This is a genomic window from Dyadobacter arcticus, from assembly GCF_011762185.1.
Classification (GTDB): Bacteria; Bacteroidota; Bacteroidia; order Cytophagales; family Spirosomataceae; genus Dyadobacter; species Dyadobacter arcticus.
Genome location: NZ_JAASQJ010000004.1, coordinates 412,436 through 435,298, shown reverse-complemented (window position 1 = coordinate 435,298; position 22,863 = coordinate 412,436). Strand labels below are relative to the sequence as shown.

General features: G+C 45.6%; 18 protein-coding genes. 5 read left to right on the top strand and 13 right to left on the bottom strand.

All coding sequences use genetic code 11. The features are described from left to right. Positions 1 to 2 precede the first annotated feature (2 nt). The 5 genes from FHS68_RS20665 to FHS68_RS20645 form a co-directional block, all read right to left on the bottom strand. On the bottom strand, positions 3 to 1,262 hold the full coding sequence (locus FHS68_RS20665) for an ankyrin repeat domain-containing protein (RefSeq protein WP_167274286.1): 1,260 nt from the start codon (positions 1,260 to 1,262) through the stop codon (positions 3 to 5). Positions 1,263 to 1,655: 393 nt separating this feature from the next. Then, positions 1,656 to 4,634 carry a glycosyltransferase family 117 protein gene (locus FHS68_RS20660; RefSeq protein WP_167274283.1) on the bottom strand — a complete coding sequence of 993 codons (2,979 nt, stop codon included), beginning with the start codon at positions 4,632 to 4,634 and terminating at the stop codon, positions 1,656 to 1,658. Between the two features lie 368 nt (positions 4,635 to 5,002). Then, the gene (locus tag FHS68_RS20655) at positions 5,003 to 5,653 is read right to left on the bottom strand and encodes a response regulator (protein WP_167274280.1); all 651 of its coding nucleotides are present in this window, start codon (positions 5,651 to 5,653) and stop codon (positions 5,003 to 5,005) included. A gap of 59 nt (positions 5,654 to 5,712) precedes the next feature. Next, positions 5,713 to 7,050 (bottom strand): sensor histidine kinase, encoded by a 1,338-nt coding sequence (locus tag FHS68_RS20650; RefSeq protein WP_167274277.1) that lies wholly within the window; start codon positions 7,048 to 7,050, stop codon positions 5,713 to 5,715. 491 nt (positions 7,051 to 7,541) lie between these two features. Next, the gene (locus FHS68_RS20645; RefSeq protein WP_167274275.1) at positions 7,542 to 7,742 is read right to left on the bottom strand and encodes a hypothetical protein; all 201 of its coding nucleotides are present in this window, start codon (positions 7,740 to 7,742) and stop codon (positions 7,542 to 7,544) included. A 254-nt stretch (positions 7,743 to 7,996) separates the two neighbouring features. Here FHS68_RS20645 and FHS68_RS20640 point away from each other — a divergent pair, with 254 nt between their 5' ends. Continuing rightward, the gene (locus FHS68_RS20640; RefSeq protein WP_167274272.1) at positions 7,997 to 9,586 is read left to right on the top strand and encodes a DUF1800 domain-containing protein; all 1,590 of its coding nucleotides are present in this window, start codon (positions 7,997 to 7,999) and stop codon (positions 9,584 to 9,586) included. Between the two features lie 23 nt (positions 9,587 to 9,609). Then, the gene (locus FHS68_RS20635; RefSeq protein WP_167274270.1) at positions 9,610 to 10,881 is read left to right on the top strand and encodes a DUF1501 domain-containing protein; all 1,272 of its coding nucleotides are present in this window, start codon (positions 9,610 to 9,612) and stop codon (positions 10,879 to 10,881) included. Here the strand turns inward: FHS68_RS20635 and FHS68_RS20630 are convergent. From FHS68_RS20630 to FHS68_RS20610, 5 genes are all read right to left on the bottom strand, one after another. Next, entirely contained in the window at positions 10,834 to 13,365 is a 2,532-nt protein-coding gene (locus FHS68_RS20630) for a zinc-dependent metalloprotease (RefSeq protein WP_167274267.1), read from the bottom strand. The two genes, FHS68_RS20635 and FHS68_RS20630, sit on opposite strands and share 48 nt — an antisense overlap. Positions 13,366 to 13,486: 121 nt before the next feature. Continuing rightward, the gene (locus FHS68_RS20625; RefSeq protein ID WP_167274265.1) at positions 13,487 to 14,188 is read right to left on the bottom strand and encodes a DUF4097 family beta strand repeat-containing protein; all 702 of its coding nucleotides are present in this window, start codon (positions 14,186 to 14,188) and stop codon (positions 13,487 to 13,489) included. Positions 14,189 to 14,211: 23 nt separating this feature from the next. After that, positions 14,212 to 14,994, bottom strand: a complete 783-nt coding sequence (locus tag FHS68_RS20620) for a DUF4097 family beta strand repeat-containing protein (protein WP_167274263.1) — start codon at positions 14,992 to 14,994, stop codon at positions 14,212 to 14,214. Between the two features lie 34 nt (positions 14,995 to 15,028). Next, positions 15,029 to 15,808, bottom strand: coding sequence for a HEAT repeat domain-containing protein (locus FHS68_RS20615; RefSeq protein WP_167274261.1), 780 nt, complete (start codon positions 15,806 to 15,808; stop codon positions 15,029 to 15,031). After that, a complete protein-coding gene (locus FHS68_RS20610; RefSeq protein WP_167274258.1) occupies positions 15,792 to 16,310 on the bottom strand; it encodes a GFO_1088 family ECF-type sigma factor in 519 nt (172 codons plus the stop codon). The genes FHS68_RS20615 and FHS68_RS20610 overlap by 17 nt, the downstream gene beginning before the upstream one ends. Positions 16,311 to 16,512: 202 nt before the next feature. Here FHS68_RS20610 and FHS68_RS20605 point away from each other — a divergent pair, with 202 nt between their 5' ends. Both FHS68_RS20605 and FHS68_RS20600 read left to right on the top strand, forming a co-directional pair. Next, positions 16,513 to 16,857, top strand: a complete 345-nt coding sequence (locus FHS68_RS20605) for a PadR family transcriptional regulator (RefSeq protein WP_167274255.1) — start codon at positions 16,513 to 16,515, stop codon at positions 16,855 to 16,857. A 2-nt stretch (positions 16,858 to 16,859) separates the two neighbouring features. Continuing rightward, positions 16,860 to 19,517, top strand: a complete 2,658-nt coding sequence (locus FHS68_RS20600; protein ID WP_208408376.1) for an ABC transporter permease — start codon at positions 16,860 to 16,862, stop codon at positions 19,515 to 19,517. A 51-nt stretch (positions 19,518 to 19,568) separates the two neighbouring features. Here FHS68_RS20600 and FHS68_RS20595 read toward each other — a convergent pair whose 3' ends face one another. Further along, positions 19,569 to 19,868, bottom strand: a complete 300-nt coding sequence (locus tag FHS68_RS20595) for a hypothetical protein (RefSeq protein WP_167274254.1) — start codon at positions 19,866 to 19,868, stop codon at positions 19,569 to 19,571. 11 nt (positions 19,869 to 19,879) lie between these two features. Then, positions 19,880 to 20,056, bottom strand: a complete 177-nt coding sequence (locus tag FHS68_RS20590) for a hypothetical protein (RefSeq protein ID WP_167274251.1) — start codon at positions 20,054 to 20,056, stop codon at positions 19,880 to 19,882. A 326-nt stretch (positions 20,057 to 20,382) separates the two neighbouring features. Here FHS68_RS20590 and FHS68_RS20585 point away from each other — a divergent pair, with 326 nt between their 5' ends. Beyond that, complete coding sequence (locus tag FHS68_RS20585; protein ID WP_167274248.1) at positions 20,383 to 21,201, top strand: tetratricopeptide repeat protein; 819 nt, start codon at positions 20,383 to 20,385, stop codon at positions 21,199 to 21,201. On the opposite strand, the gene FHS68_RS20580 is transcribed toward FHS68_RS20585, so the two are convergent. Then, a complete protein-coding gene (locus FHS68_RS20580) occupies positions 21,198 to 22,856 on the bottom strand; it encodes a hypothetical protein (protein ID WP_167274245.1) in 1,659 nt (552 codons plus the stop codon). The two genes, FHS68_RS20585 and FHS68_RS20580, sit on opposite strands and share 4 nt — an antisense overlap. Positions 22,857 to 22,863: the final 7 nt, after the last annotated feature.

The window sequence follows — 22,863 nt, the reverse complement described above, 5'->3', positions numbered from 1 at the left end:
TATTAAAGATCATATTGCTGAAGCACTTCCGCGACACGTTCGTCCAGAGGCGGGGTAAGTCCTGCAAACAGCCACCAGGAATGGATTTTCGCACCTGCTTCAATTAATTTCCTCACAATTTCAATGTGGTGCGGACCCACCCCTTCATTCACAGTCGCCCAAAGTGTCTGGTCGAGTACCGTTCCGCCAAATTCATTTCGGGCTTCCAGCGGGGCTTTTTTCCGAAGCAACAGATCAACAATCTCCGGATATCCGAGATAAGCTGCCCAATGTAGTGCCGTCCACTGCCTTTGGTCGCGGGCCGCAGGACTTACCCCCTTATTGAGTAAAAAAGAAACGGTTTCCTGCTGGTTGATCATCGCCGCCCATACGAAGGCGAGTTCCAGGTTTGCCTGCGGGGACTTAATCCCATCGAGCCAGCCAATGTCGATCAAAGGTGCGTCCGGGACCAGCCTACCCGTGTCGTCCAGATAATTGGCGAGCATTTCACATTTGCCCATAGCAGCTGCTGTCACCACATTATCTATCCTCGCCCCACGCGCCACCAGGGTTACCGCTGCCGCAGGATGTTGAAAATAAATGGCGCTGGCAAGCGGCGACCCGTCATCATTTATCCCATTGATTGCAGCGCCATAGTCCAGCAGCTTTTCAACGAGCTCCGACTGAACACCGGCTTTGGCTGGATGAGCGCTGGAAACAGTCAAATCAAGAGTCGTACTCCATTTCTGGTCGTAAACCTTTGCTAATGCATCCACCTCACTTCCCGCCGACAGTAGTATTTCGGCGATCTCGACAATATTTGCAGGCGTCTTTTGCCTGAAATTTTCAGTTCCGTTTGCAGCCACATAATGGAGCAGCGTGGCCTCATGGGCGCGTGTCGAACGTTCAGATGTGAGTCCGGGCCGGGCATCCAGCAAAGCGCGCAATGCAGCTGTCTCTCCGTTGATGACAGCCTCTACGGCCTGTTCAAAATAGTTGACCTCAGATGCCAGTTTTGAAAGCTCGCAAATATGGTCGGCAAACCTGGTTGGATCCTCAAAGCCATGCTGTCGAGCCAGAATAACACGCGCATCGTCCAGGCCGAAACCCGTTATCGGTTTATTGATTGTCGCTAGTTTCTCAGGACTAGGGTGATATTTGCGAATGTGCTGAATTGTATTGATATCCACAGACTTACAAGCAGCAAATAATTCGAGGGCCTTTTGTTCATAGTATTCCAAACTTGGGTCTGCAATAAGGGGAATTACGTCAGTAGTAGTCATAGGTGGTTATGTAATAATCTGATTATCCCGGAGGGCTTCTCAGCAGCGCAGCTTCAGTCATAAAAAAATATATCCGGGATGGACATACCATGCCTAGGGGGCGCCAACAGCTTAAGCGAGAGAAACAACGGAAATTGAGCAAAGAACGACTGATTAGCATGAAGGGTATAGGCACATTTGGCTATAAAAATAAATGGAAAAATGATATTCTCATTATTGAATGTTGTAGTAATTCCTAATTAGTTTTTACAAAATATTTTTCTATAAAAAAGCAATGCCATGCAAACAGATGTTCACATGGCATCGAATGATCAAAAGCGATATTCCTCTTTCTAATGCACGCCTGCAAAATGACGGAGATATGCTAACAAGCGTCCGTATAACCTTGCCGCGTTACTTTTCTCCGGTATACATGTTAAATGCGAGCAAATGTTTCTTGAACAGGGCGTCATACTTTTCGGCCTCAGTATCTTGCTTCGCCCTCCGGCATTCCTGCACAATGCTTTGCAGGATAAACAAGTCAATATTCACATCCCTGTTCCGTTGCCCACCGTTTTCCTTGATCCACGTCAGATTTTCATCCGACCTCAGTGCCATGATCCGGGCGGAATCCAATGCTTTTTTATTTTCGCCGACTTCAAAAAGCGGGCCGATAAAACCTGCGGATATCTGGTCAAAAGGGATGGTATCGTCCGGCATGACAGCCATGGCCTTGTCCACCACTTTTTTGGCCTTCTCCATTTTCTTTTCGGCGATCAGCTGTTGCGCAAGGCGCAAAAAGGATAGCCGGGCAGTTACCACCGGTGCGCCTCGGTAGGCGTCGTCGTAATATACATCGGGATTGTTCATTTCACGCCAGTAGGTTTTGTTCATGAGGTTCTCATACATCACATCCGAATTCACATACCCGTCAGTCGCACCTTCCACACGCACAGGCAGCAGGCGGTATACGTAGCCTTCAAGCTGTAAGTACTCCTGCAATCCCAGGTTATGGGACGAACCCATCGTTGAAGAGAAATAAACGGGCCTTTTCCAATCATTGCTCGCAATAATATCCAGCATGACCAGATCACCTTTGTACAAATCCTTTTCGCCAACTTTCCAGCTCATGGTATCCGTCAAAAACGGGGTGAGCTCTTTTTTAACAATACCCATCGCCCCGACCTTTTTTTTATCTATTGGTAAAAACAAAGTTGAAGACGGTAAAATAGATGTCATTTCGCCGCTGGTGAGCGGTACCTGAATTGCTTTGTTATCCTGTTTGACTAATTCGAGATATTCTTTCAGATTGATCCCATTTTTGACCGATGGGATTTCATAGAACGGGATGTATTCATTTTTGCCCGTGAGGTAATTACTGGTATCCAATGTAAATGGCAGCGCATCGGACTGATTGATCTTTCGGTTCAATTGCTGAATGTACCAGTCCGTCCCGACGAAGGTCTGCACACAAACGCGGACATCCGTCCGGAAACCCTCCACTTCCTGGACATACCACAATGGAAATGTATCATTGTCCCCACCTGTAAAAAGAATGGCGTTTGGTGCGCAGGAATTTAGAAGGTTGCGCGCGAAATCAACGGAATGGTAACGATTGCTCCGGTCGTGATTGTCCCAGCCCTCACCGACCATGATAACCGGAACGGACATACTCGCGGCGATGGCCAGGGCAGTCTGAAGTGATGGTTTTTTAATAATTCTCTTGAAAAAATCGGCGATTCCCATGACGCCGAAGCCAATCCAAATGCAGAAAATATAAAATGAGCCGACATATATATAATCTCTTTCCCGAGGCTCGGTGGGTGGAGAATTGAGGTAAATAACGAGCGCTACGCCGGTCAGCACAAAAAGCAATCCCAACACCAGCAGGTCCTTACGCCCTTTGGCATAAATAAAAGCCAATCCTGCGATTCCAAGCAGAAATGGGAGCATAAAAAAGTTGTTATGCCCCCTGTTCTGCATAATTGAGCTGGGAAAAGATTTCAGCGCGTTCCAGGGAAGCAATGTACCTGCGCCTTCCTGATCACTTTCACGCCCGACAAAATTCCAGAGAAAGTACCTCCAGTACATGTGCCCGATCTGGTGCGAGAACATAAAAGCGAGGTTATGCTTCATGGTTGGTTTCTGGCCTTCCGCCAATCCGGTCATTTGCTGGTAAAGCTGCGGATGCCCCGGCTGCGAACTGTACATCCGCGGAATCAGCATGCTGCCGCCCGGCTCGTAGCCATACACTGGCCGGTAGTCGGTAATCACATACTTGCCATCCTTTTTGGTATAAACCGGCGCACCCCGCTCCTGACTGATTGGGCGGGAGGTAAATGAAGGCCCATATAGCAATGGCCGGTTTTCGTATTGTTCCCGTTTCAGATAAGAAACAAAGCGAAGGACACCGCTGGGATTGTTTTCATTGATCGGTGGATTGTAACCCGACCGGACCAGCACAAGCGTGTAGGAAGAATAGCCAATGAGCACAAATGCTAGTGAAAGCAATCCGGTATTGAGCAACACTTTTCCAGTCCGATGCGAGTAGCGAATGCCCCAAACCAATGCGCCCAGGAATAGAATGATAAAAATCGAAACACCCGAGTTGTAGGGAAGGCCTAACGCATTAATAAAGAATATTTCAAATTTTCCTGCCAGCTCAGGCAGCCCAGGAATAATGCCGGAGTTAATAATCCCTAAAATCAGCAATCCGGACAAAAAAGCTATGGAGGCACCCAAAAAGCCCGGTTCTGGATATTTCTTAAAATAATAAACCAATGCAAGTGCCGGAATGGTAACGAGGTTCAGCAAATGGACGCCGATGGAAAGACCCACAAGGTAAGCCGTCAGGACGAGCCATCGGTTTTCGGTTGCCGGATCCTCCATGCTTTCCCATTTGAAAACGGCCCAAATCACGATTGCGGTAAAAAATGAGGACATACTATACACCTCGGCTTCGACTGCTGAGAACCAGAATGAGTCGGACCAGGCATACGCCAATGCACCCGTAACCCCGGAAGCGAATGTCAGCGCCATTTCTGTTTCTGTCAAGTTAGCCGGCGATTTCCTCTTTAATTTGATCGCCAGCAGGACAATGGTTTTGTATAGAAAAAAAATGGTAAAGGCGCTGCTCAGCACCGATACCATATTGACCCAATAGGCTACTTTGGTAACATCGCCCAACGCCAGCAGGGAAAACAGACGCCCTATTAACAGAAAAAACGGGGCACCGGGCGGATGGGGAACCTGTAACTTGAATGCACATGCAATAAATTCACCACAGTCCCAGAAACTGGCTGTGCGCTCCATTGTAAGCAGGTAGGTGAGGAATGCAATGGTAAATACACACCAGCTGACCAGGTTACTCCATTTTTTGTAAGACGTTGTCATGAATAAGGCGTTTTGGATCTGTTGAATAAGGATCCAAAACTATTCACTGTGCCTTGAAGCAATGGCAGCGGGAATCTTAAAAAAAGTTAACCGGCCATTGAAAAAGGACCGGTTTAACTTTCTTTAACAGTTTAACGTAACGATTGCTTACTTGATAAAAATGAAGTGAATTATAAAGTAAATAATTGAAGTCCATAACACGGACCCAGCAGCGACGGTCAAGAAAACAGCGCCTAAAAAAGGTAGCTCCGTCGATTTGGAATAATTAACAGCCCTTTCCATTAATGTAAATTCTTTGTTTTGTAAAAATTAAAGTCCAATGATAACAGGTACTTAGGGTACAGGTTGTTATAACGCCAAATGGGCAGTTAATGTGTTTTTTCTTTTTGTTTTTTGTAGATCTCAACTTTCTTAAAGAGTTCCAGGATATTGGTCACGTCAAGCTTTTCGAAGATCCTGCCTTTATAGGTACTGACGGTACTTTCTTTAATGTTCAGATCAATCGCAATGTCCTTCGTCCACCTGCCGACGAGTAACATATCCATGATTTCCAATTCCCGGTTGGACAGCGTTTCTATCGGACTTTCTTTACTTTCCCTTTCGAGCATTGTACTATTGATCAGCTGGCTCTGGACCACGCTGCTGATGTAAGTTCCTCCGTTCAAAACGGACGTAATGGCCTTTTCCAATTCATCGTTCGACGAATCTTTTGGCAAATATCCGCTTGCGCCCGCTTTATAATAATGCAGGGCATACAGCTCCTCGTCCTGGGAAGAGAAAACCAAAATTTTGACCTTACTCTGGATTGCCTTGATTTTGTCGATCATTTTCGATCCTTCGCCCCCCGGGATTTTAATATCAAGAACAACCAGATCAAAGAACCTCGATTGAAGATGCTTTAGAGTCTCATTGAAACTTCCCGCCTCGATAATGTTGACCGACGGCAGAAAATCTTCAATAAGCAACTTCACGCCCATACTCACAATGGAATGGTCTTCTACCAGCAGAATTGTCTTCATTAAGGCTACGGAGATTTTTTCAAATACTTATTTAAAGGTAAGCGATTATCCAGAATTTCTCATGTAGAAAGATCACTACTTAGATTATTTTTTGAAAAAATGATATGAACCGACGTTCCGGAAGGAAAATTAGGCTCGGCATGCAGTTTTGCACGGACAAGCAGGCTCAATTCTTTCACAATTAAAAGTCCCATTCCAAAGCTCTGTGCGTTATGCTCAGGTCCCGGCATTTTGCTCGGACCATTAATCCAGTCCATGATACGCTGGTCCATCCCCTGCCCCGAATCGCTCACAACCAGGTGCAGTTCATTTCTGAAATCCACAGAACGCACGTCAACGGTTCCATCATGGGTTACTTTATTCGCATTGTCGATGAGGTTGTGAAGAATGATCCCAACCAGCTGCGGATTATTCTTCAGGATCACACCAGGTTCCACGCCGTTCACGAGCGCATTGGAATTGCTTTCTGCCTCACTTGCAAAAATGCTGAATTTCTGTTCCACAAGGTCATTCACGTCCAGGTACACAAAATTCAAACCATTGTTCTTATATCTGAATTCGGTGTATTCGAGCAGGTTTTTCATAAAGTTGTAAAGCCTGTAACTCGACTGGCTGATGGCCCTTACCGTTGGCAGGTCGGGATAATTCCTCGCAAGGCGGGAGGTAGTAGTCATCAAAAACCGCAATGGACTTTTAATGTCGTGTGAGATACTGGCCAGCAAGTGTTTTTGATGGCTCAGTTCCTCTTCCTGAGTTTTGCGGGAATCTTCCAGGGACCTAAGACTTTCCGTCAGCTCAACCGTCCTTGAATCCAGTTTTTGGATGGTTTCGTAAAAGGAATTGAAAAAGTAATAGTTGATCAGGATAAGAAAAAAGAAATTGTGAAAAAGCAATATCCCTACACCAAAATTCCCCGCGCCTTCTGGGCCCCAGGGCAACAAAATACCAATATGGTTTCCTAAACCAATGTAGATCAAGAAAGGAATCAGGGAAGCGGCTGAATAGAAAAGCCCCCACCAGTTTCCGAGGCCATAAAATGCACAGGTACTGATGATGGCGACATATTGAAGGGTAACGAGGTGCAATCCATTATCCGAGGCGAATAAATTTGTCCAGATAATGGCCATGAAAATAAGCACGGCAATGTGGATCGCTTTGCGCCAATCAAAACCCATTGAGACAGCTAGATACAATAAAATCGCCACGCCCATTAAGATGCCGGTGCGGATCGTTTGTATTGGGTTCTCCTGAGAGAGGTAAAAAACAAAGAGAAGGCCCGTTGTAAAGAGCCTGAGATGAAGTGCGTAGGATAAAACTTTAATGCGGGCCCTATGCAGGGTATCCGTCTCCTCCGTCAACTGTTTCCGTACAGGCCATTCCAAAAATGATAAATTCATGCGCGCAGATTTATAGTCTAATCTGTTGTACTATCATCTGTATACGAAGGGCAACGGAATCCAAATGTACTAACAAAATTCCAAACCGGCGGATTTTTGGGTATCGCTAAATCTACCTAAAAACACAATAGAAATTGTAGAGAAATTGCTACAATACAAATTATAGCAAACTACATCTAATAAATAATTCGTATTGTATAATTGTATGGTATTTCTGGTTGGGCGGAGGAAACATTCAATGATTCGGATCCGGTCTTACCGAAATATGTAACAAACGTTGAGTATATCTTACACCTTCCGGTAACTATTACCTGAAGGTGTTTTGTTTACACCTTATTGGATTTTTATTGAGAGCCTGCGGAGATTGAGATTTGCAGCGGAGAGAGAAGCAGTTTAATGTTTGAAAGCGAGCCCTGATCGCTAACGCTAACTGCTATATGCATGATAATATTGAGGAACGCTAAGTAAATTGTGTGCAACTTTTCGAAAGACTAGTTTCCTGCGTCTTTCAGGCGCTTGGCTTTTTTAACTTCGCCTGGTGTAAATTCACCATTGATCCATCTCACGAAATTCTTCGATTGAACCTGGTAAACCTGTGCGGACAGAGGTTTAAGATCCGATTTCTCAATTTCGAGAAGGTAGTCTGCGAGCAAGCGGTTAATCTCGTCCAGATACTTAGTTTGCGTCTTCATACGGGCATTTAAGTGATTAATAGATAAAGAACTTTTTTAAGATTAGTTGTCAGAGGTTTACTCATCTAACTGATTGCAATTATAATTTATTCATTTTAATACGCTCCTTTTTTTGTGGTGACACTCCCGGTTTAACGGGGTGTAACCTGTCCTCAATGGGGGCAGCATTTTTCTCTGTCAAATCCTTACAATGCAGGTTAAACTTTCTCTACAACCTGCTGTCTAACACCTACTATCATTCAAAGTTTAGGGCTATGAAACGGAAAACAAAACTTTGGTTCGTTTGGACGCTGATTGTCGCTTTAAGTTTTTTAATCGTTTCTTTCAGAAATGAAAATGCCTTGAAACCAGGCCAGTTTCCCTACAGGCAAGCAGGGTTGACGGATGAGCAAGCAGTGGCCCATTTACTGAGCAGATTTACGTATGGTGTAAAAACAGGACAAATCAAAGATGTTATGAAAATAAGCCCGGAGCGCTGGTTTGCACTCCAGCTGGAAGGCGGACTTCCAGACGATACACTCGACGAGCTGCTCCGACAATATCCTGCGCTGAAATTAAACAACAGTGAGGTAGTCAATACCTACCCCCGGAACGCCCGGATCCTGCAAATGGCTGTTAAGGACGGGGTTATTAAAAAAGATTCTTTATCTGCCGCGGGGAAAAGCGAATACAGGGCTTTGCTGGCCACTTACATGAAAGCCAATGGCTATCAACCACAAAAAGAACTGGTGCGTCAGTTCATTAATCAAAAAATATGGCGGGCGGCTTACTCCAATAACCAATTGCACGAGGTACTAACAGAATTCTGGTTCAATCATTTCAACGTTTCTTTTTCGAAAAACCAGTGCGCCCCATTTATTCCAGCCTATGAAAGGGATGTGATCCGTCCTATGACGACCGCGAAATTCGGTGACCTCCTTCTCGCCACGGCACAGTCGCCTGCGATGCTGTATTATCTCGATAATTTTAGCAGTTCATCCGCAGATACCAATAGAAATAGCGGAAAAAAGCCCGGAATGCAACCAATGCCTTTACGAAAAAGGACAAAGGGAATCAATGAGAATTATGCGAGGGAAGTGATGGAACTTCATACACTAGGCGTAGATGGTGGCTACACCCAGCAGGATGTTACCGAGGCAGCCCGCATTCTCACGGGCTGGACGGTCTACCCATTGGACAGCAATGCTTATGGAAAAATGGTTCAGAAAAGGTTGGAGCGCATGGACAGGAACCAGGCAAAGGGTTATGTTCGCATAGGCGATTTCCTCTTTACGCCCAACCGCCACGATGCAGGAGAAAAACAGGTGCTAGGTCAGAAATTTGGCAAAGTCGAAGGTTATCAGGAAGGGGTCAAATTGCTGGCCATGCTGGCGAATCATCCATCTACCGCCCGATTTATCTGCAAGAAATTAGCGGTCAGATTTGTTAGTGACAATCCGCCTCAGAGTCTGCTCGACAAAATGGTCCATACATTTCAAACCAAAGACGGGAGCATTGCAGCGGTACTTACCACCATGGTTTACGCGCCTGAATTTTGGGATAAAAAAGCAGTTGGAGTAAAAACGAAATCACCTTTTGAGCTGGTAATCAGCGCAGTAAGAGGCCTGGATGCCGAAATTCGTCAGCCCTATCAGCTGTATACGTGGGCCAGCAAGATTGGCCAGAATATATACCATTACCAGGCTCCGACCGGCTTTCCCGACTATGCCGGTTATTGGATCAACACCGGCGCATTGCTCAACCGCATCAACTTTGGACTAGCCATTGAATCGGGCAAAATACCAGGTGTAAAAGCAAACCCTGCGGGTATTTCAGTAGGCTCGCCTGAATTTCAACGCAGATAATCAAAACTTATAAAATAATGCTTATGGCAACGAGGAGAGGATTTTTGAAATCAGGCGGACTTGCCCTATTCGGAGTGGGAATGGGTGGCATACCGCATTTTTTGTCCAGGACCGTGGCGGCTGGCAACCATATTACCAGGCCATTTGAAAGGAAAAAAATCCTGGTATGCATATTCCAGCGCGGCGCAATGGATGGCTTAATGGCCGTCACGCCGTTTAATGATCCGCATTTGAAAGCCGCAAGGCCTGCATTATTCATTTCTGCTGCAAAGAACGGAAGCCAGCCTGCTCTTGTGGATCTCGATGGGAATTTTGGCCTGCATCCATCTATGAATGCTTTTGAACCATTATTTCGTGAAAAAAGGCTGGCAATCGTCCATGGAATTGGGTCACCCAATAACACACGCTCTCATTTTGATGCCCAGGATTATATGGAATCGGGGACACCATTTAACAAAGGAACAGCCAGTGGGTGGCTCAACCGCGCGGTAGGTCTCCTGGGCCATGAAACTGCAACCCCTTTTCAGGCGATCAGCCTTACTTCTTCCTTACCACGCGCGTTGTACGGGGATAATCCTTCGCTTGCGATTAGTAAGCTTAGTGACTTTGCTATTCAGATGAAAGGGAATCCGACTGGTGCGTCCACGGCGGCACGCTCTTTCGAAGAACTTTATGCCCAAACCTCTCAAAACCTACTCAAAGAGACTGGAAAAGAAAGTTTTGACGCAGTCAAAATGCTGAAAGCTTCCTATGATCCTAAGTATCAACCTGCTAACAATGCAGTTTATCCTAATTCAAATTTTGGGAATTCTTTAAAACAAATTGCTCAACTGATCAAAATGGAAGTTGGGTTAGAAGTCGCATTTACGGAGTCGGGCGGATGGGATACACATTTCAACCAAGGGGCGCAACAGGGTGTTTTTGCCCGGAATGCGGCGGATCTTGCTAAGGGCATTTTGGCTTTCTGGACGGATTTGGAGGTTTTTCAGGACCGCGTCACGGTGATGACGATGACAGAATTTGGGCGTACCGTGAAACAAAATGGCACGGGCGGTACCGATCACGGCAGGGCCTCGTGCAATTTTATTATCGGAAATAATGTCAACGGAGGCCTTGTGCATGGAAATATGCAAGCACTGGCACCCGAAAACCTGGAAGACGGTCGTGATCTACCGGTAACCACCGATTTTCGCAATGTATTCAGCGAGGTAGCTGACCAGCATTTGCAAATCAGCAACGATCAGGCATTATTCCCGGATTGGCATGGCAAGAAAATCGGGGTGATGCTGGGATGATTCCGAGCAGTTTAGAAAATCCATCAGTCCCATAATGGGTGCGCCGGGAGGCATAGCAATGACCTCAGCAGACTCAAATTTTCCCTGATTTTCAGTAAAATCTCTAATTTGACTCAGACCAAAAAGCAGGTTTGCTTTTTGCTTCGGTGTAGCAGAAGCGACTTTATCCTTCATCCACAAACCCAATTCATCCACTTTCAGAAGCGCTTCCCCGCGAACGTTTTCAGCAACTTTCTTGTCCGAAGCTAATTTTAATAAATATTTTAGTGAGAGGTTGTTCACGAGTATCTGCAACTCTTCTTTATAACCGGTCGATGGTGGCGATTTCCAGGTTTTTTCAATGATCTTATCGATCACAGGCATGAGGCCTGGCTGTTTTTCATCTCTTGCATTGTATTCGATCAAGCGCGCAGCGCGCTCAGGATCAAATAGATACGATAATGTCGCTCCGGCGGCAGTCTCCGCGGCTGCGATCGGGTCGAACGTTGGGCCGGTGTGCCGGTCGAATATTTCCATACTGGCCGGATACCCGCTTGGCCGGGGTGGTATTTTAGAGATTAATGCGTCAGGAATCGCTAGTGCGTCGGGTGAAATTGTGCTTAGCAACGATTCCAATGCGCGCCACTGCTCCTTGGGCTCCACCATTTTGGTCACAATCTGCCCGTCGCCTTTCACTGCATGCGTGAAGTACAGCCCGCCGACCGATTTCGCAACTGCCTCGATCTGGTAACGATGCAGAAGATACACGGGCACCAAAACCTCTTCCAATGTCGCCATCGGCTCTCCTTTCCGGATCGCTTTTTCCGAAAACGTATCCAACACTTTCTTCCTGACAGCCAGAATATTGGTCATTTGATCGATTGGATTGGAACCATTGTCCCATTGGTGCGAAGTTGGATGCGCATTTCCACCAATGTCAGGAATATAAAGAAAACCCTGTTTCAAAGTCTCCTGCATGATTTTCTCCAAACTTTGTTCTTCATTTTCACCCTGAGAAAACTGAGTATAACCCCACATTACCGCACGTTTGTCCCAACTTCCAATGCCTTTCGCATAAGAATCCGAGATATCTACCGTCCCGTCGGCTTTCAAAGAGAATTTGGGAAAAGGATAATCCATGACAGAGCCTCTGTCTTTTGGGCTGGCCGCAAAATTATGGTTAAAACCGAGTGTGTGGCCGATTTCATGCGCCGATAACTGGCGAATCCGTGCCATTGCAAGTTCCTGCATGGCCTTACTCGCCGGTTTTCCATCCTCATAAGGCTGTAATAAACCTTCCGCAATCAGGTAATCCTGCCGGTGACGATCGGAGCCCAACGTCACCACGCCCTTCATGATTTCGCCCGTTCGTGGGTCTACAAATGAAGAGCCATAAGAGAATCCTCTCGGGCTGCCGCTCCGGTTGCTCCAGTTCACCACATGATACCGAATGTCCATTGGATCAGCACCTTCGGGAAGTTCTTTGACCTGAAATGCATTCGTAAATCCTGCCGCCTCAAATGCCTCATTCCAAAACACGCCTCCTTCGATCAATGCTGTTTTGACAGGCTCAGGAGCGCCTCGATCAACGTAATAGATAATTGGTTTAACCGCCTCACTGGCCGCAGGGCCCGGATTCTTCTTTTCAAGCCTATGTCTTCTGATAAACCTCTTTACGATAGGCTCTGACATCGGGGCAGAAAAATCCATATAACTGAACATGCCAAAAGCAGAGCGGGGATCAAATTTCCGTGTTTTATAATTGTCATCAGGCAACTCTACAAACGACTGGTGCATATTAACTGTAACTGCCGTCGGGTCGGGCGCAACGCCACCGCCGCCGCCAAAACCGCCACCCGGAGTTCCACCAATAAATGTGATCAGCGCCTCAAATTCTGTGTTTTTCGGAAAATTTCTCGTGTTTTCAATATAAACAACCGAACGCGTTTCATCCACACGGTACGTCCCGCCCGCGGGCGCATTGGCCCTGCGAGCGACCAGCCGTCCGGCAATATTCTGACTATCACGAATAATAAATGGTGTAATGTCGATCAGCAGCCTCTCCCCTTCCGTCGCAACCGGCGCGAAACCCCATATCACTGATTTGGCGAATGCGTTTTCTACGGCCTTCTTTTCGGCTGAGTTTTGGGAAATGGCGCGATAACTGGTAACAGGCTCAATCAAAAGGACTTTCGGGCCTACTTTCACAAATTTTGCCAGCGCCGAAGACGCCTGGCCTCTTTCGGGACCACCATTGCCCACACCATCCGTCAATGAGGAAAAATACAGGAATTCCTTGTCCAGCTTATCGACTTCCAGAAATAATTTGCCTGCCTTTTCATCGTAGTAAAAATCGAAAAAGCCTTCATATTTTTTCATTCCCTCGATGAAGGAAGTGATCGTCACTACCGCTGCGGGCTTCGACGGGGCCTTCGGAGTATCTTGTGAGAATGTCGCCTCATTTATGATGAAGGAAAGTATTAATACCGTAAAAATTAATTTCATAGGAGCAGTGAAAGAATAGCCAAGAAGTTGTCTTCGACTAATTTACCTATTTTGTTTACAAAAAAAAGAGAAGCTCTTGTGAGAACTTCTCTTCGATGCTGTAAATCTTACTGATCGTGAACTATTCCTTTTTCCTGAGATAAACATCATTGCTAATCGATTCCAGCTTCACATCAGGGCCGCCGCCATTGGAGGTACCTTCCAGCAGATACCCTACAATCGGGTGTTTCTGTTTCTTGTTTTTAAAATCAATTTCAAAATCGGAGTATACTTCGCCTGTAATGGTTTTCATGGCTACATTGAGGCCTTTTGATTTGGGCCAGCTCATATCCACATAGCCACTGATCGTCTTCGCAAAAACCGGCGTTCCCGTGCCTTGAATGTCAATGTTGCCGTCAATTGTTTCCAATTTGAGCTTTGCATTGCGGGGTAAAAAAACCTGGTAATTGATTTCCTTGCACAAATAGTGTCTGTTTTCTCCATTTTTGTCATTCCAGGTGCTTCTGTTGTTACCCGGACAATCTTCTGCTTTTCCCTGCTTTATCATTTCCTGGTCAAAATCTACTTCCAGGACGATCTCATCAGTTGTTGTGTGACCTTTCACCAGCAATGCATCATTCAGCTTGTTGCTGTTGATCACGGCCCTGATTTTCACAAAAACTTCTTGCTTATCCCAATACCTCACCTGAATGCTGTCAGCGAATTTGAGGTTAAGGTTCGCAGTCTGCCCATCCTTGTAGGGCATGTGTTTTTCGATAATTTTTTGAGCAAATAACTGACTTACCAATAATGTCAGGATGAAAATGATTAGGCTTTGTTTCATGACGCTAGATGCAAAAGTGATGATTATTTTTTTCTGATATAAATATTGCTGCTGATCGTATTCAGCTGAACCTCAACGCCTCCACCATTTGTAGTACCTTCAATGTTACTGCCTCCGCCTACTTTGGAAAGTCCGTTTTTTGTGCTTTTCGTACCGAGATCAAAGTCCGTATACATTTCACCATTAATCGACCGCAGCTTCATATCCGACTTCGCGGTGCCCGGAAGGGTAATGTCGATTTCACCGCTGATTGAAGATATGGCAGTAGGCTTGCTTTGATTCAGCCCTGAAAAAACAACATTAACATTGCCGCTCGTCGTATTTGCCACGATTGGGCCGGTTACATTATTCAGGTTAATGTCCGCTCCATTGGTACGGATTTCCAGGTCGCCATCCATGCCGCTGATGTTGAGCTTGGAGGATTGCCAGTTGGTTTCCTGAAAAAGCAGCGCCACGTTTTTAGGGAGCCGGATCGTATATTTCGCATCCTTTCGCATTACTTTTTCAATCTTCACGCCATTGGCCTCCGAAGTTACCGACAGTCCAAGACCTGTATTGTCGACACCTGTGCTGTATAGCGGTTTTAATCCTTTCGCTCTTTCCGGAGCAGCTTCAACGCCCGACGAGGCCACAATGATCACTTCATCGCCAGCATAACCTTCGATCTTTACATTGCTGCCCGCCATCTCAATGGTTACCTTTTTGTCTTTAGTATTGGCAAGCTTCGTCTTGTGTTCGCGCTCCTGTGCCTGCAATTTTGTAAGGCACAACAAGAGCACCATACTCATTAAAAGTACTTTTTTCATGGTTTTTGATTAAAATATATAATTGATTAAAATTTTAAACGTCCGCTGTGCTGAGCTGGTTAACGCCCTGTTCTGCCCTGATCCTCACCACTTCCATTACTTTCTGGTTACGTACCAGTTGCTGCAAAGGAACGAGTGCCCTTTTTTCTTTTATAGAAATCAAAACCTCTATCAATGTGATTTGCAGGTTCGGATCTGTCTGAATGGCAAGCGATTGCACCAATGCTTCACTCACATTCGGCTCATTACCGAAATGCTGCAATGCCTGACATGCGGCCAGCCTGACATTCACATTCGGATCAAAATTGAGGGTGTTGATCAGCAATTGCGTAATGTCCTTATCTACATTCGACAACTCATAACTCTGGTTCACCGCCTGAATTCGTTCGCTGGCCGAGTTAACATTCATTTTTTCGAAAGCCAGCGCATCCTTCATGGCATTTTGAGAAGCGATGTCCTTTGAGTTGGCCAGGAACACATTATCGCCCTGCTCTAAACGTGACTGAAATAGCCAGCCGCCGGTAAAACCAACAATCAGTAATGCTAAGCCTGCGGCGATCCTGATGAGCCAGCTGCCGAATTGCCGGACAGTACCCGGTTTCGGTGGATCCAATTTTGCGGCCAGTTCGCTGCTGAAAAGAAGCGATGGAAACTCGTTTCTTGCCTCAACAAAATAGCCAAACTGCGCCGTGTGACTTTTCAGATGAGCTGGAATGTCCTCATTTTGAAAATACCTTTTCAGCTCTTTTTCTTCCTCGACGGTGGTTTCACCCTCGTAATATTTTTCCAGTAACTTTTCAATATCCTGCTTCATAGTCGTTTGCTTTAAGGTAATTGTCACGGAGCTTTTGTCTCGCCCTCGACAGGATCACCCGAATGTTTGCATTGGTCAGCCCTGTTACTTCCTCGATCTCTTCAAATGAATATTCTTCCACGTCGCGCAGATGAAGCACCAGCTTATGCTGCTCCGGCAGTTCACCGATCAACTTATGGATCAATGCTGTGCTGTCGCTGTCTTCCAATTGTTTATGTGGTGAAAGGACATTCGCCTCCACTTCCGCTACGTCCGCACCATCCTGCATTTTTTGTTTTTGATGGGATTTAAGCCTGTCCAGACAAAGATTTTTGGTCATTTGAACCGCCAATGCATCAATGCTCTGATAACTTTCCAGTTGTAACCTGTTCGTCCACAATCTCAGCAACACATCCTGAATGGCATCTTCCGCCTCCTCGCGATTGCGAAGAAACATTTGCGCCAGTCTGAACAGGCGCCCCTGCACAGGAAGGATACGTTGGTTGAAGGCTTGTAAATCCATTTCAAATACAAAGACGACTGACCTCCAAATTCGTTACAGTTGCCAAGTAATTATTTTTAAAAATTGTCCGATACAAATATTCCTTGTCCGTTTTTGAACAGAAAAATATTCCAAAATCATCGTTTCCAGCTCCTGGACATTGTTCTCGTGATCTGGCAAAGTATTTGTTCTGCATAATTAAAACTAATAGACTTCTGGTTTTATGAAGAGAACATTCCTGGGAGAATTTGAGGAAATCGTCCTGCTCGTAGTCGCCGCCAGCACTGATCCTGCTTATGGTGTCAATGTTTGGGAAAGCATACAGCAAGCCACAGGCCGCTCTATTACATTAAGCGCTGTTCACGCAACATTGTACCGATTGGAGGAAAAAGGATTCCTCACCTCCGAAATGGGCGGAGCTACTGCCGAAAGAGGCGGCCGCAGGAAGCGCTTTTTTACAATCACCAGTTACGGTAACAGGGCATTACTGGAAGTTCAGGAGATACGGCAACAACTGTGGCAATCGATCCCGCAGGAAAAGCTCCAATCCAAACTCAGCTTTTCGTAGCCATGGAAAAAGATCAAACTAAGCCCCCTGGGTGGAAGCCTCCTGGGCGGAAGCCTCCTGAGTGGATTGATAAATTGCTCAAAACCTTCATTGCACCGCATTTTCGCGAAGATGTGATGGGCGATCTGCATGAAGTGTTTGCCATTGAAACAAAATCCAAAGGCCCAAGGAAAGCCCGCTTCTTTTATCTGCTTGCGGCCCTGAGCTATATGCAGCCCTATTTTATAAAAAGAAAACCAAGTCCTTATTCATCCACTTATTTATTCAGCCCTGAAATGATAAAAAACTATTTCAAGATCGCGCTCCGGACGCTGGTCAAAAACAAAGCGTACAGCTTCATTAACATTGCCGGACTTGCCATGGGCATGGCGGTGGCGATGTTGATTGGACTATGGATTTATGATGAACTTTCGTATGACAAATCTTTCAAAAACCACGGCCGTATTGTGCAAGTAATGCAGCACCAAACCAGCAATGGAATTACCTACACGCAAGCCGCCATTCCTTATCCTCTTGGTAATGAGCTCCGCAGCAAATATGGCAGCGATTTCAAACATCTTCTCATGTCCAGCTGGACTTCTCCGCACATTCTGGCATTTGGCGACATAAAAGTGCGCAAAAGCGGAAACTATATCGAGCCCGCCGCGCCGGAAATGCTCACATTAAAGATGCTTGCCGGAACCTGGGCTGGGCTCAAAGAACCCAATTCCATCATGATTTCCAGATCCGTGGCCGACGCGCTTTTTGGCGAAGCTGATCCAATGGAGAAAGTCATTAAAATGGATAACAGCCAGAATGTCAAGGTAACAGGTGTTTACGAAGACCTTCCTTACAACTCTTCATTTCGTGATTTAACTTTCGTAGCGCCATGGTCGCTTTACGAGATTGAAAACCCTTCCATCAAAACGATGGAAGATCCATGGAGGCCGAATAACTTTCAGATTTTTGCCCAATTGAACGCGCAGGCCGATGTGGATAAAGTTTCTGCCCGGATAAAGGATGTTAAGAAGAAAAATATCCGGACCGAACAGCTCAAATTCAAACCGGACGTTTTCGTAAACCCAATGGACAAATGGTATCTCTATTCCACTTTCAAAAACGGTCATCGAATCGGCGGCAGGATCGAAAATGTCTGGCTTTTCGGGATGATTGGTGCATTTGTGCTGCTACTCGCCTGTATTAACTTCATGAACCTAAGCACAGCAAGATCCGAGAAGCGGGCGCGGGAAGTTGGAATTAGAAAAGCCGTTGGATCTGTGAGAAACCAGCTCGTTACCCAATTTTTGAGCGAATCGCTGCTGGTCGTTGCCTTCGCATTTGCTTTTTCATTGTTGCTTGTCCTGCTCATGCTTCCGTTTTTTAATGAGGTAGCGGATAAAAAACTTGAAATTTTGTGGACCAGTCCTGTTTTCTGGATGTTGGGTTTGGGCTTCACATTAGTCACAGCATTCATTGCCGGAAGTTACCCCGCATTATATCTCTCGTCATTTCAACCGATTAAGGTTCTAAAAGGCACATACAAAGCAGGGAGATTTGCTGCGATACCCCGGCAGGCATTGGTAATCGTTCAGTTTACCGTGTCAATCGTCCTCATTATTGGTACGACAGTCGTTTTCCGGCAGATCCAGTTTGCTAAAAACAGGCCCGTGGGTTATTCCAAGGAGGGTTTGGTGACGGTTTATTTATGGACGCCCGAGATCCATAAGCATTTCGAGGTGGTGAGGCAAGAGCTGAAAAGTAACAATGCGATAATCGAAATGTCCGAATCCAATAGTCCAGCTACCAACAACTGGGCCTCGACAAGCGGGATTGTTTGGAAAGATAAAGACCCATCACTGTCCACAGATTTCAGCTATAACAATGTCTCGTACGAATACGCAGAGACCATTGGCTGGAAATTTACAGACGGCCGGAATTTCAGCCGTGACTTCGCAAGCGATTCATCAGGACTGGTTGTCAATGAAGCTGCCGTAAAATTCATGGACCTCAAAAATCCGGTTGGAGAAAACCTTACCTGGTTCGGAACGCCCGTCAAGATCATCGGTGTGGTGAAAGATATGATCGTTGATTCGCCGTATGAGCCAGTAAGGCCGCTCGTTTACAGTCTGGCCAACGACATGGGCGGCGTCATCAGCCTTCGCATAAATCCGCGATTAAGTGGCAGCGCAGCTCTGCAAAAAATTGAAAGCATTTTCAAGAAATATGACCCAGCAATCCCTTTTGAAGCGCATTTTGTGGACCAGGATTACGACAGGAAGTTCTACGACGAAGTCCGCATTGCCAAGCTGACCAGTTTCTTCTCCGCGTTAGCAATATTGATCAGCTGTCTGGGATTATTTGGGGTTGCTTCATTCGTTGCTGAGCAGCGCACAAAAGAAATTGGTGTCAGAAAAGTGCTTGGCGCCACCGTTTTAAATGTATGGGGAATGCTTTCGAGAGATTTTGTCATTCTTGTCTGCATCGCATTTGTGATCGCCGCGCCGGTCTCTTACTATTTCCTGAATGGCTGGCTCGAAAAATTCCAGTACCGGACTGAAATCTCCTTCTGGATTTTCATCTTAACCGGCCTGGGGACATTGCTGATCACATTGCTAACTGTTAGCTTTCAAGCGATTAAAGCGGCGCTGATGAATCCGATCAAGAGTTTGAGGTCGGAGTAGCCCCTATGTCGGTGGTTTGCCGTTGCTGGTGTTCTCGCCAGCGAAAGACCATTAGTCAAGAGGCAAAGTAGCCTTAATCTTATATGGTACTGCTTTAATCAGTCTGATATTATTGAATTCTTCGATCGTTCGAACATTTTCAGCAGGAATGATCCCACGGCTGATCCAGTTAACTACCGTCTCGACGTTTTTTATATCAAATCGATTGCAATATTCTTTTATAGTAACCCAATCAGACAGGTCAACCACTTCGCCCTGGCTGATCAAATACGCGGTTGCCTCTTTTATCGCCACATCCGCCCCAGCCAGTAACCGCTCAATTTCTAAGGTCAACTCTGATTTCGTTTCCATATCCCTGTTATTTACTTTTTTGAAAGCTTTTCCAATACCTCTATCACATCCTGTAATGCTTCAATTTTCTTCCAAACCTCTAACCTCTGATCCTCACTCATTTCTTCCGACCTATCTCTTAGAAGTTGTTTCAATGCAGCCAGGTGCATTCTTAATGGAAAAAGTTGCTTAGTGTGAAGTTTTGCCAAAAGTAAGAAGCGTTTGGTTACCAAACAACACGGGCGCTGTCGCTTGGAACGCGTCAAAAGGGCCAGAGGTCCGACCGATATCTTAACTCCGGGTTTCAACCCGGACTACCGGAGTACCGGAGTACCGGAGCACCGGAGTACCGGAGTGGCAGAGCACCGGAGCACCGTAACAGAGCTACTAGGTCTGGCCTATTGCTTTATCATCTGCTTCGGCGTCAACGGATTGAAATCCGTTGTTAGGGTATCGGTCGAGCCTCCGGCTCTTTATGATGTCAGTAGCATTTGAGACTTTTAGTGTTATTTTTACGATACCCAACCCCCTGGCTATGAAAATCATCCTAATCGCCTTACTACTAACTACCTACACGGATCTCCTAGCCCAGCAAAAACCCTATTGCAGTTCAAAATCAGTCCAGGATAGCCTATTTCAGCATTATTCGAGACGCGCCCATGAGTTTGGGCTGGAAGATATGCGTTGGGTGCAAACTTTCGATACGTTGATTGCTATTTGTCCGAACATATCGGAGGCTTACCAGGAAAGAGCGCTGGCGTATGTCCTGTCCGGAAATGTGGTGAAGGTTTTTGAGAACATTGATAAAGCTGTCGAACTGGAACCCCGGCGGTGGCTACCTTATCGCGGTTACCTGCATTGTATTTTTGCCAAACAATATGAAAAAGGGATCGCAGATTTCGAGGCAGCCGAAATGATGATGCCGAATGCATTCACAATGGATCACTCGTTTTCATTCTTCATGGCAATGGCGCATACCGGTTTGAAGAATTATGAAAAAGCAGAAAGCTACTTCCTCAAAGACATTGCAACTCAAAAAAGAGGTGAAGGGCAAAATGACATCCATTATAACACGCTCCTGTATTTCGGGATCATGCATTACCTCAACAATGATCTGGATAAAGCAGAAATACGTCTTCGCGAATGTTTACAACTTTACGAGCAGCATCCAACCGCCAATTACTATATGGCGTTGATCCTGAAAGCAACCGGTGATAAGCAAAATCAGGTTTATTTTGAAAAGGCTAAACAATATCTCAATGATGGCTACAAGATCAATGAACCCAATTCTTACCTCGTGCCTTATCCATTGCAAGTGACGCCGGCCGATCTGGATACGGAAGAGAAAAATTAAAATTTAGCTTCTACCCAAAGTGCTGTAAAACAGATCAATAGCCAGGTAAACCAGAACCAATCCGGTAATTTCTTATGAATTTTGTTTTCTAAAACCTTCGAATTTGTCGCTCCTGAATGGATCGGGTTTTGATAGGAATCTACAAAATCGCTCATTTGTCTCATATCAAAACCACTACCCATTTCCTGCACAAATAGCTCAGCGGGAACAGAGTCCCGCAATGTTACCCAGCCTGTTTCAGTCGGCAGAAATTTCGCGGAACCTGATTTTGTATTGAAAAATGATTTTTGAACAAAAATCGTATCTAATCCAATAAGGAGCTGCTTTTTGAAATCACGAAAGTTGTTTACCGAAATATCCGCAGGCAATCCTGCATAAACCGGCGCCGTGATCTCTACATTATTCGCAGAAACCGGCCTTATTAAAGCCAGGATCTCATTCCATACTTTCTCGTAACCAATGCTATCCCCAGCCAGTTGCATTGGGAAAGTTTCTGCCAGCAGGCTCACGCCGACATTACCCATTGTTTTCTCAATCGTTACGGGTAATTTCTGCAACCCTAACTGATAACCTGATCTGACAAAGTGATAGGGCAACGCATTCAAATCTGCCAAGACGCGTATTGTCGGTTCATTCGATATTTTTTTGATCTGAAATTTGGTACGCAATGCCGCATTAATACCCTGAACTTCTGCCGGGACATTGCTTAGATTGACAAAAAATACGCTTTTCCCATTTTTCAAAGCTTTCTTAATCGAAGCGTCGGATGCATTTAAGGGATCTGTGACAATGATATCAGGTTCCTTGGCCGTATTGATATTTTCATTAGCACTTAAGTCCTTCGACAACTTAACCTCATACTTTACAGCATTCCCATTTTTCCCAAGCCAGGTAGCGAGGTTGCGCGTTTCAAAATCCGGGTTATCCAGCAAGAAACGAACGGTCAGCTTTTCCGATGGCCGACTAAAAAATCGCAATGTATCTATCGTCTTGTCTGCCAACGTCAATTCGACTTCGGTGCGACCCTGGGTAAATGCCGGAAACTTTAATCTGAAATCGGTAAAACCAGCGCTTAATGCAATGCTATCAAGCGTCTTATCGCCGTATTTGACTTTGATAACTTGCTTTTGTGACGACTTAATGCTTCCGAAAACCTGCTGCATCTCCCCTTTTCTCACCATTCCGCTCCAATGCAAACCCTGCAATTGATCGTCAGCGAAATACGGTACCCACCGAATAATAGGCTGATGCTCCAATTGTCTTAACGTACTAAAAAGAGATTCCGGGAAATTCTGGCCGACGATCAAAAGTGTATCAGCACCGGTTTTTTCCAATTCGTCAATGGTCGCTTTTTCTGCTTTCAAACTATCCGCAAGATGATCCGTAAATGCCACTGATACGTCCGACGCTGATAGCATCCGGATCCGGGAAGATGCCTGCCGCGTAAAGCTGGGCTGCACAATAAAGGCGATAATGCTAAGCCAAAGCATAATATTCAGCAGCAAACGCAACATCAAACGACCCGAAAGACTGATTTTACCCAAAGGTCGATTTCTAAACACCATCATCCACAATTGCAATGGCAAAATCGCGAGCGCAAATCCCAGAATCAGCTTATTCAGTAAATCTGACCAGTCAAAATCAAATTGGATCATTCGTATT

Bases quoted from the DNA above. Each gene is read 5' to 3' on its own strand.
- FHS68_RS20585 (WP_167274248.1), top strand. From the start codon at position 20,383: ATGAAAATCATCCTAATCGCCTTACTACTAACTACCTACACGGATCTC.
- FHS68_RS20580 (WP_167274245.1), bottom strand. From the start codon at position 22,856: ATGATCCAATTTGATTTTGACTGGTCAGATTTACTGAATAAGCTGATT.
- FHS68_RS20660 (WP_167274283.1), bottom strand. From the start codon at position 4,634: ATGACAACGTCTTACAAAAAATGGAGTAACCTGGTCAGCTGGTGTGTA.
- FHS68_RS20620 (WP_167274263.1), bottom strand. From the start codon at position 14,994: ATGAAAAAAGTACTTTTAATGAGTATGGTGCTCTTGTTGTGCCTTACA.
- FHS68_RS20635 (WP_167274270.1), top strand. From the start codon at position 9,610: ATGGCAACGAGGAGAGGATTTTTGAAATCAGGCGGACTTGCCCTATTC.
- FHS68_RS20625 (WP_167274265.1), bottom strand. From the start codon at position 14,188: ATGAAACAAAGCCTAATCATTTTCATCCTGACATTATTGGTAAGTCAG.
- FHS68_RS20655 (WP_167274280.1), bottom strand. From the start codon at position 5,653: ATGAAGACAATTCTGCTGGTAGAAGACCATTCCATTGTGAGTATGGGC.
- FHS68_RS20610 (WP_167274258.1), bottom strand. From the start codon at position 16,310: ATGGATTTACAAGCCTTCAACCAACGTATCCTTCCTGTGCAGGGGCGC.
- FHS68_RS20615 (WP_167274261.1), bottom strand. From the start codon at position 15,808: ATGAAGCAGGATATTGAAAAGTTACTGGAAAAATATTACGAGGGTGAA.
- FHS68_RS20650 (WP_167274277.1), bottom strand. From the start codon at position 7,050: ATGAATTTATCATTTTTGGAATGGCCTGTACGGAAACAGTTGACGGAG.
- FHS68_RS20630 (WP_167274267.1), bottom strand. From the start codon at position 13,365: ATGAAATTAATTTTTACGGTATTAATACTTTCCTTCATCATAAATGAG.
- FHS68_RS20600 (WP_208408376.1), top strand. From the start codon at position 16,860: ATGGAAAAAGATCAAACTAAGCCCCCTGGGTGGAAGCCTCCTGGGCGG.
- FHS68_RS20595 (WP_167274254.1), bottom strand. From the start codon at position 19,868: ATGGAAACGAAATCAGAGTTGACCTTAGAAATTGAGCGGTTACTGGCT.
- FHS68_RS20640 (WP_167274272.1), top strand. From the start codon at position 7,997: ATGAAACGGAAAACAAAACTTTGGTTCGTTTGGACGCTGATTGTCGCT.
- FHS68_RS20665 (WP_167274286.1), bottom strand. From the start codon at position 1,262: ATGACTACTACTGACGTAATTCCCCTTATTGCAGACCCAAGTTTGGAA.
- FHS68_RS20605 (WP_167274255.1), top strand. From the start codon at position 16,513: ATGAAGAGAACATTCCTGGGAGAATTTGAGGAAATCGTCCTGCTCGTA.
- FHS68_RS20645 (WP_167274275.1), bottom strand. From the start codon at position 7,742: ATGAAGACGCAAACTAAGTATCTGGACGAGATTAACCGCTTGCTCGCA.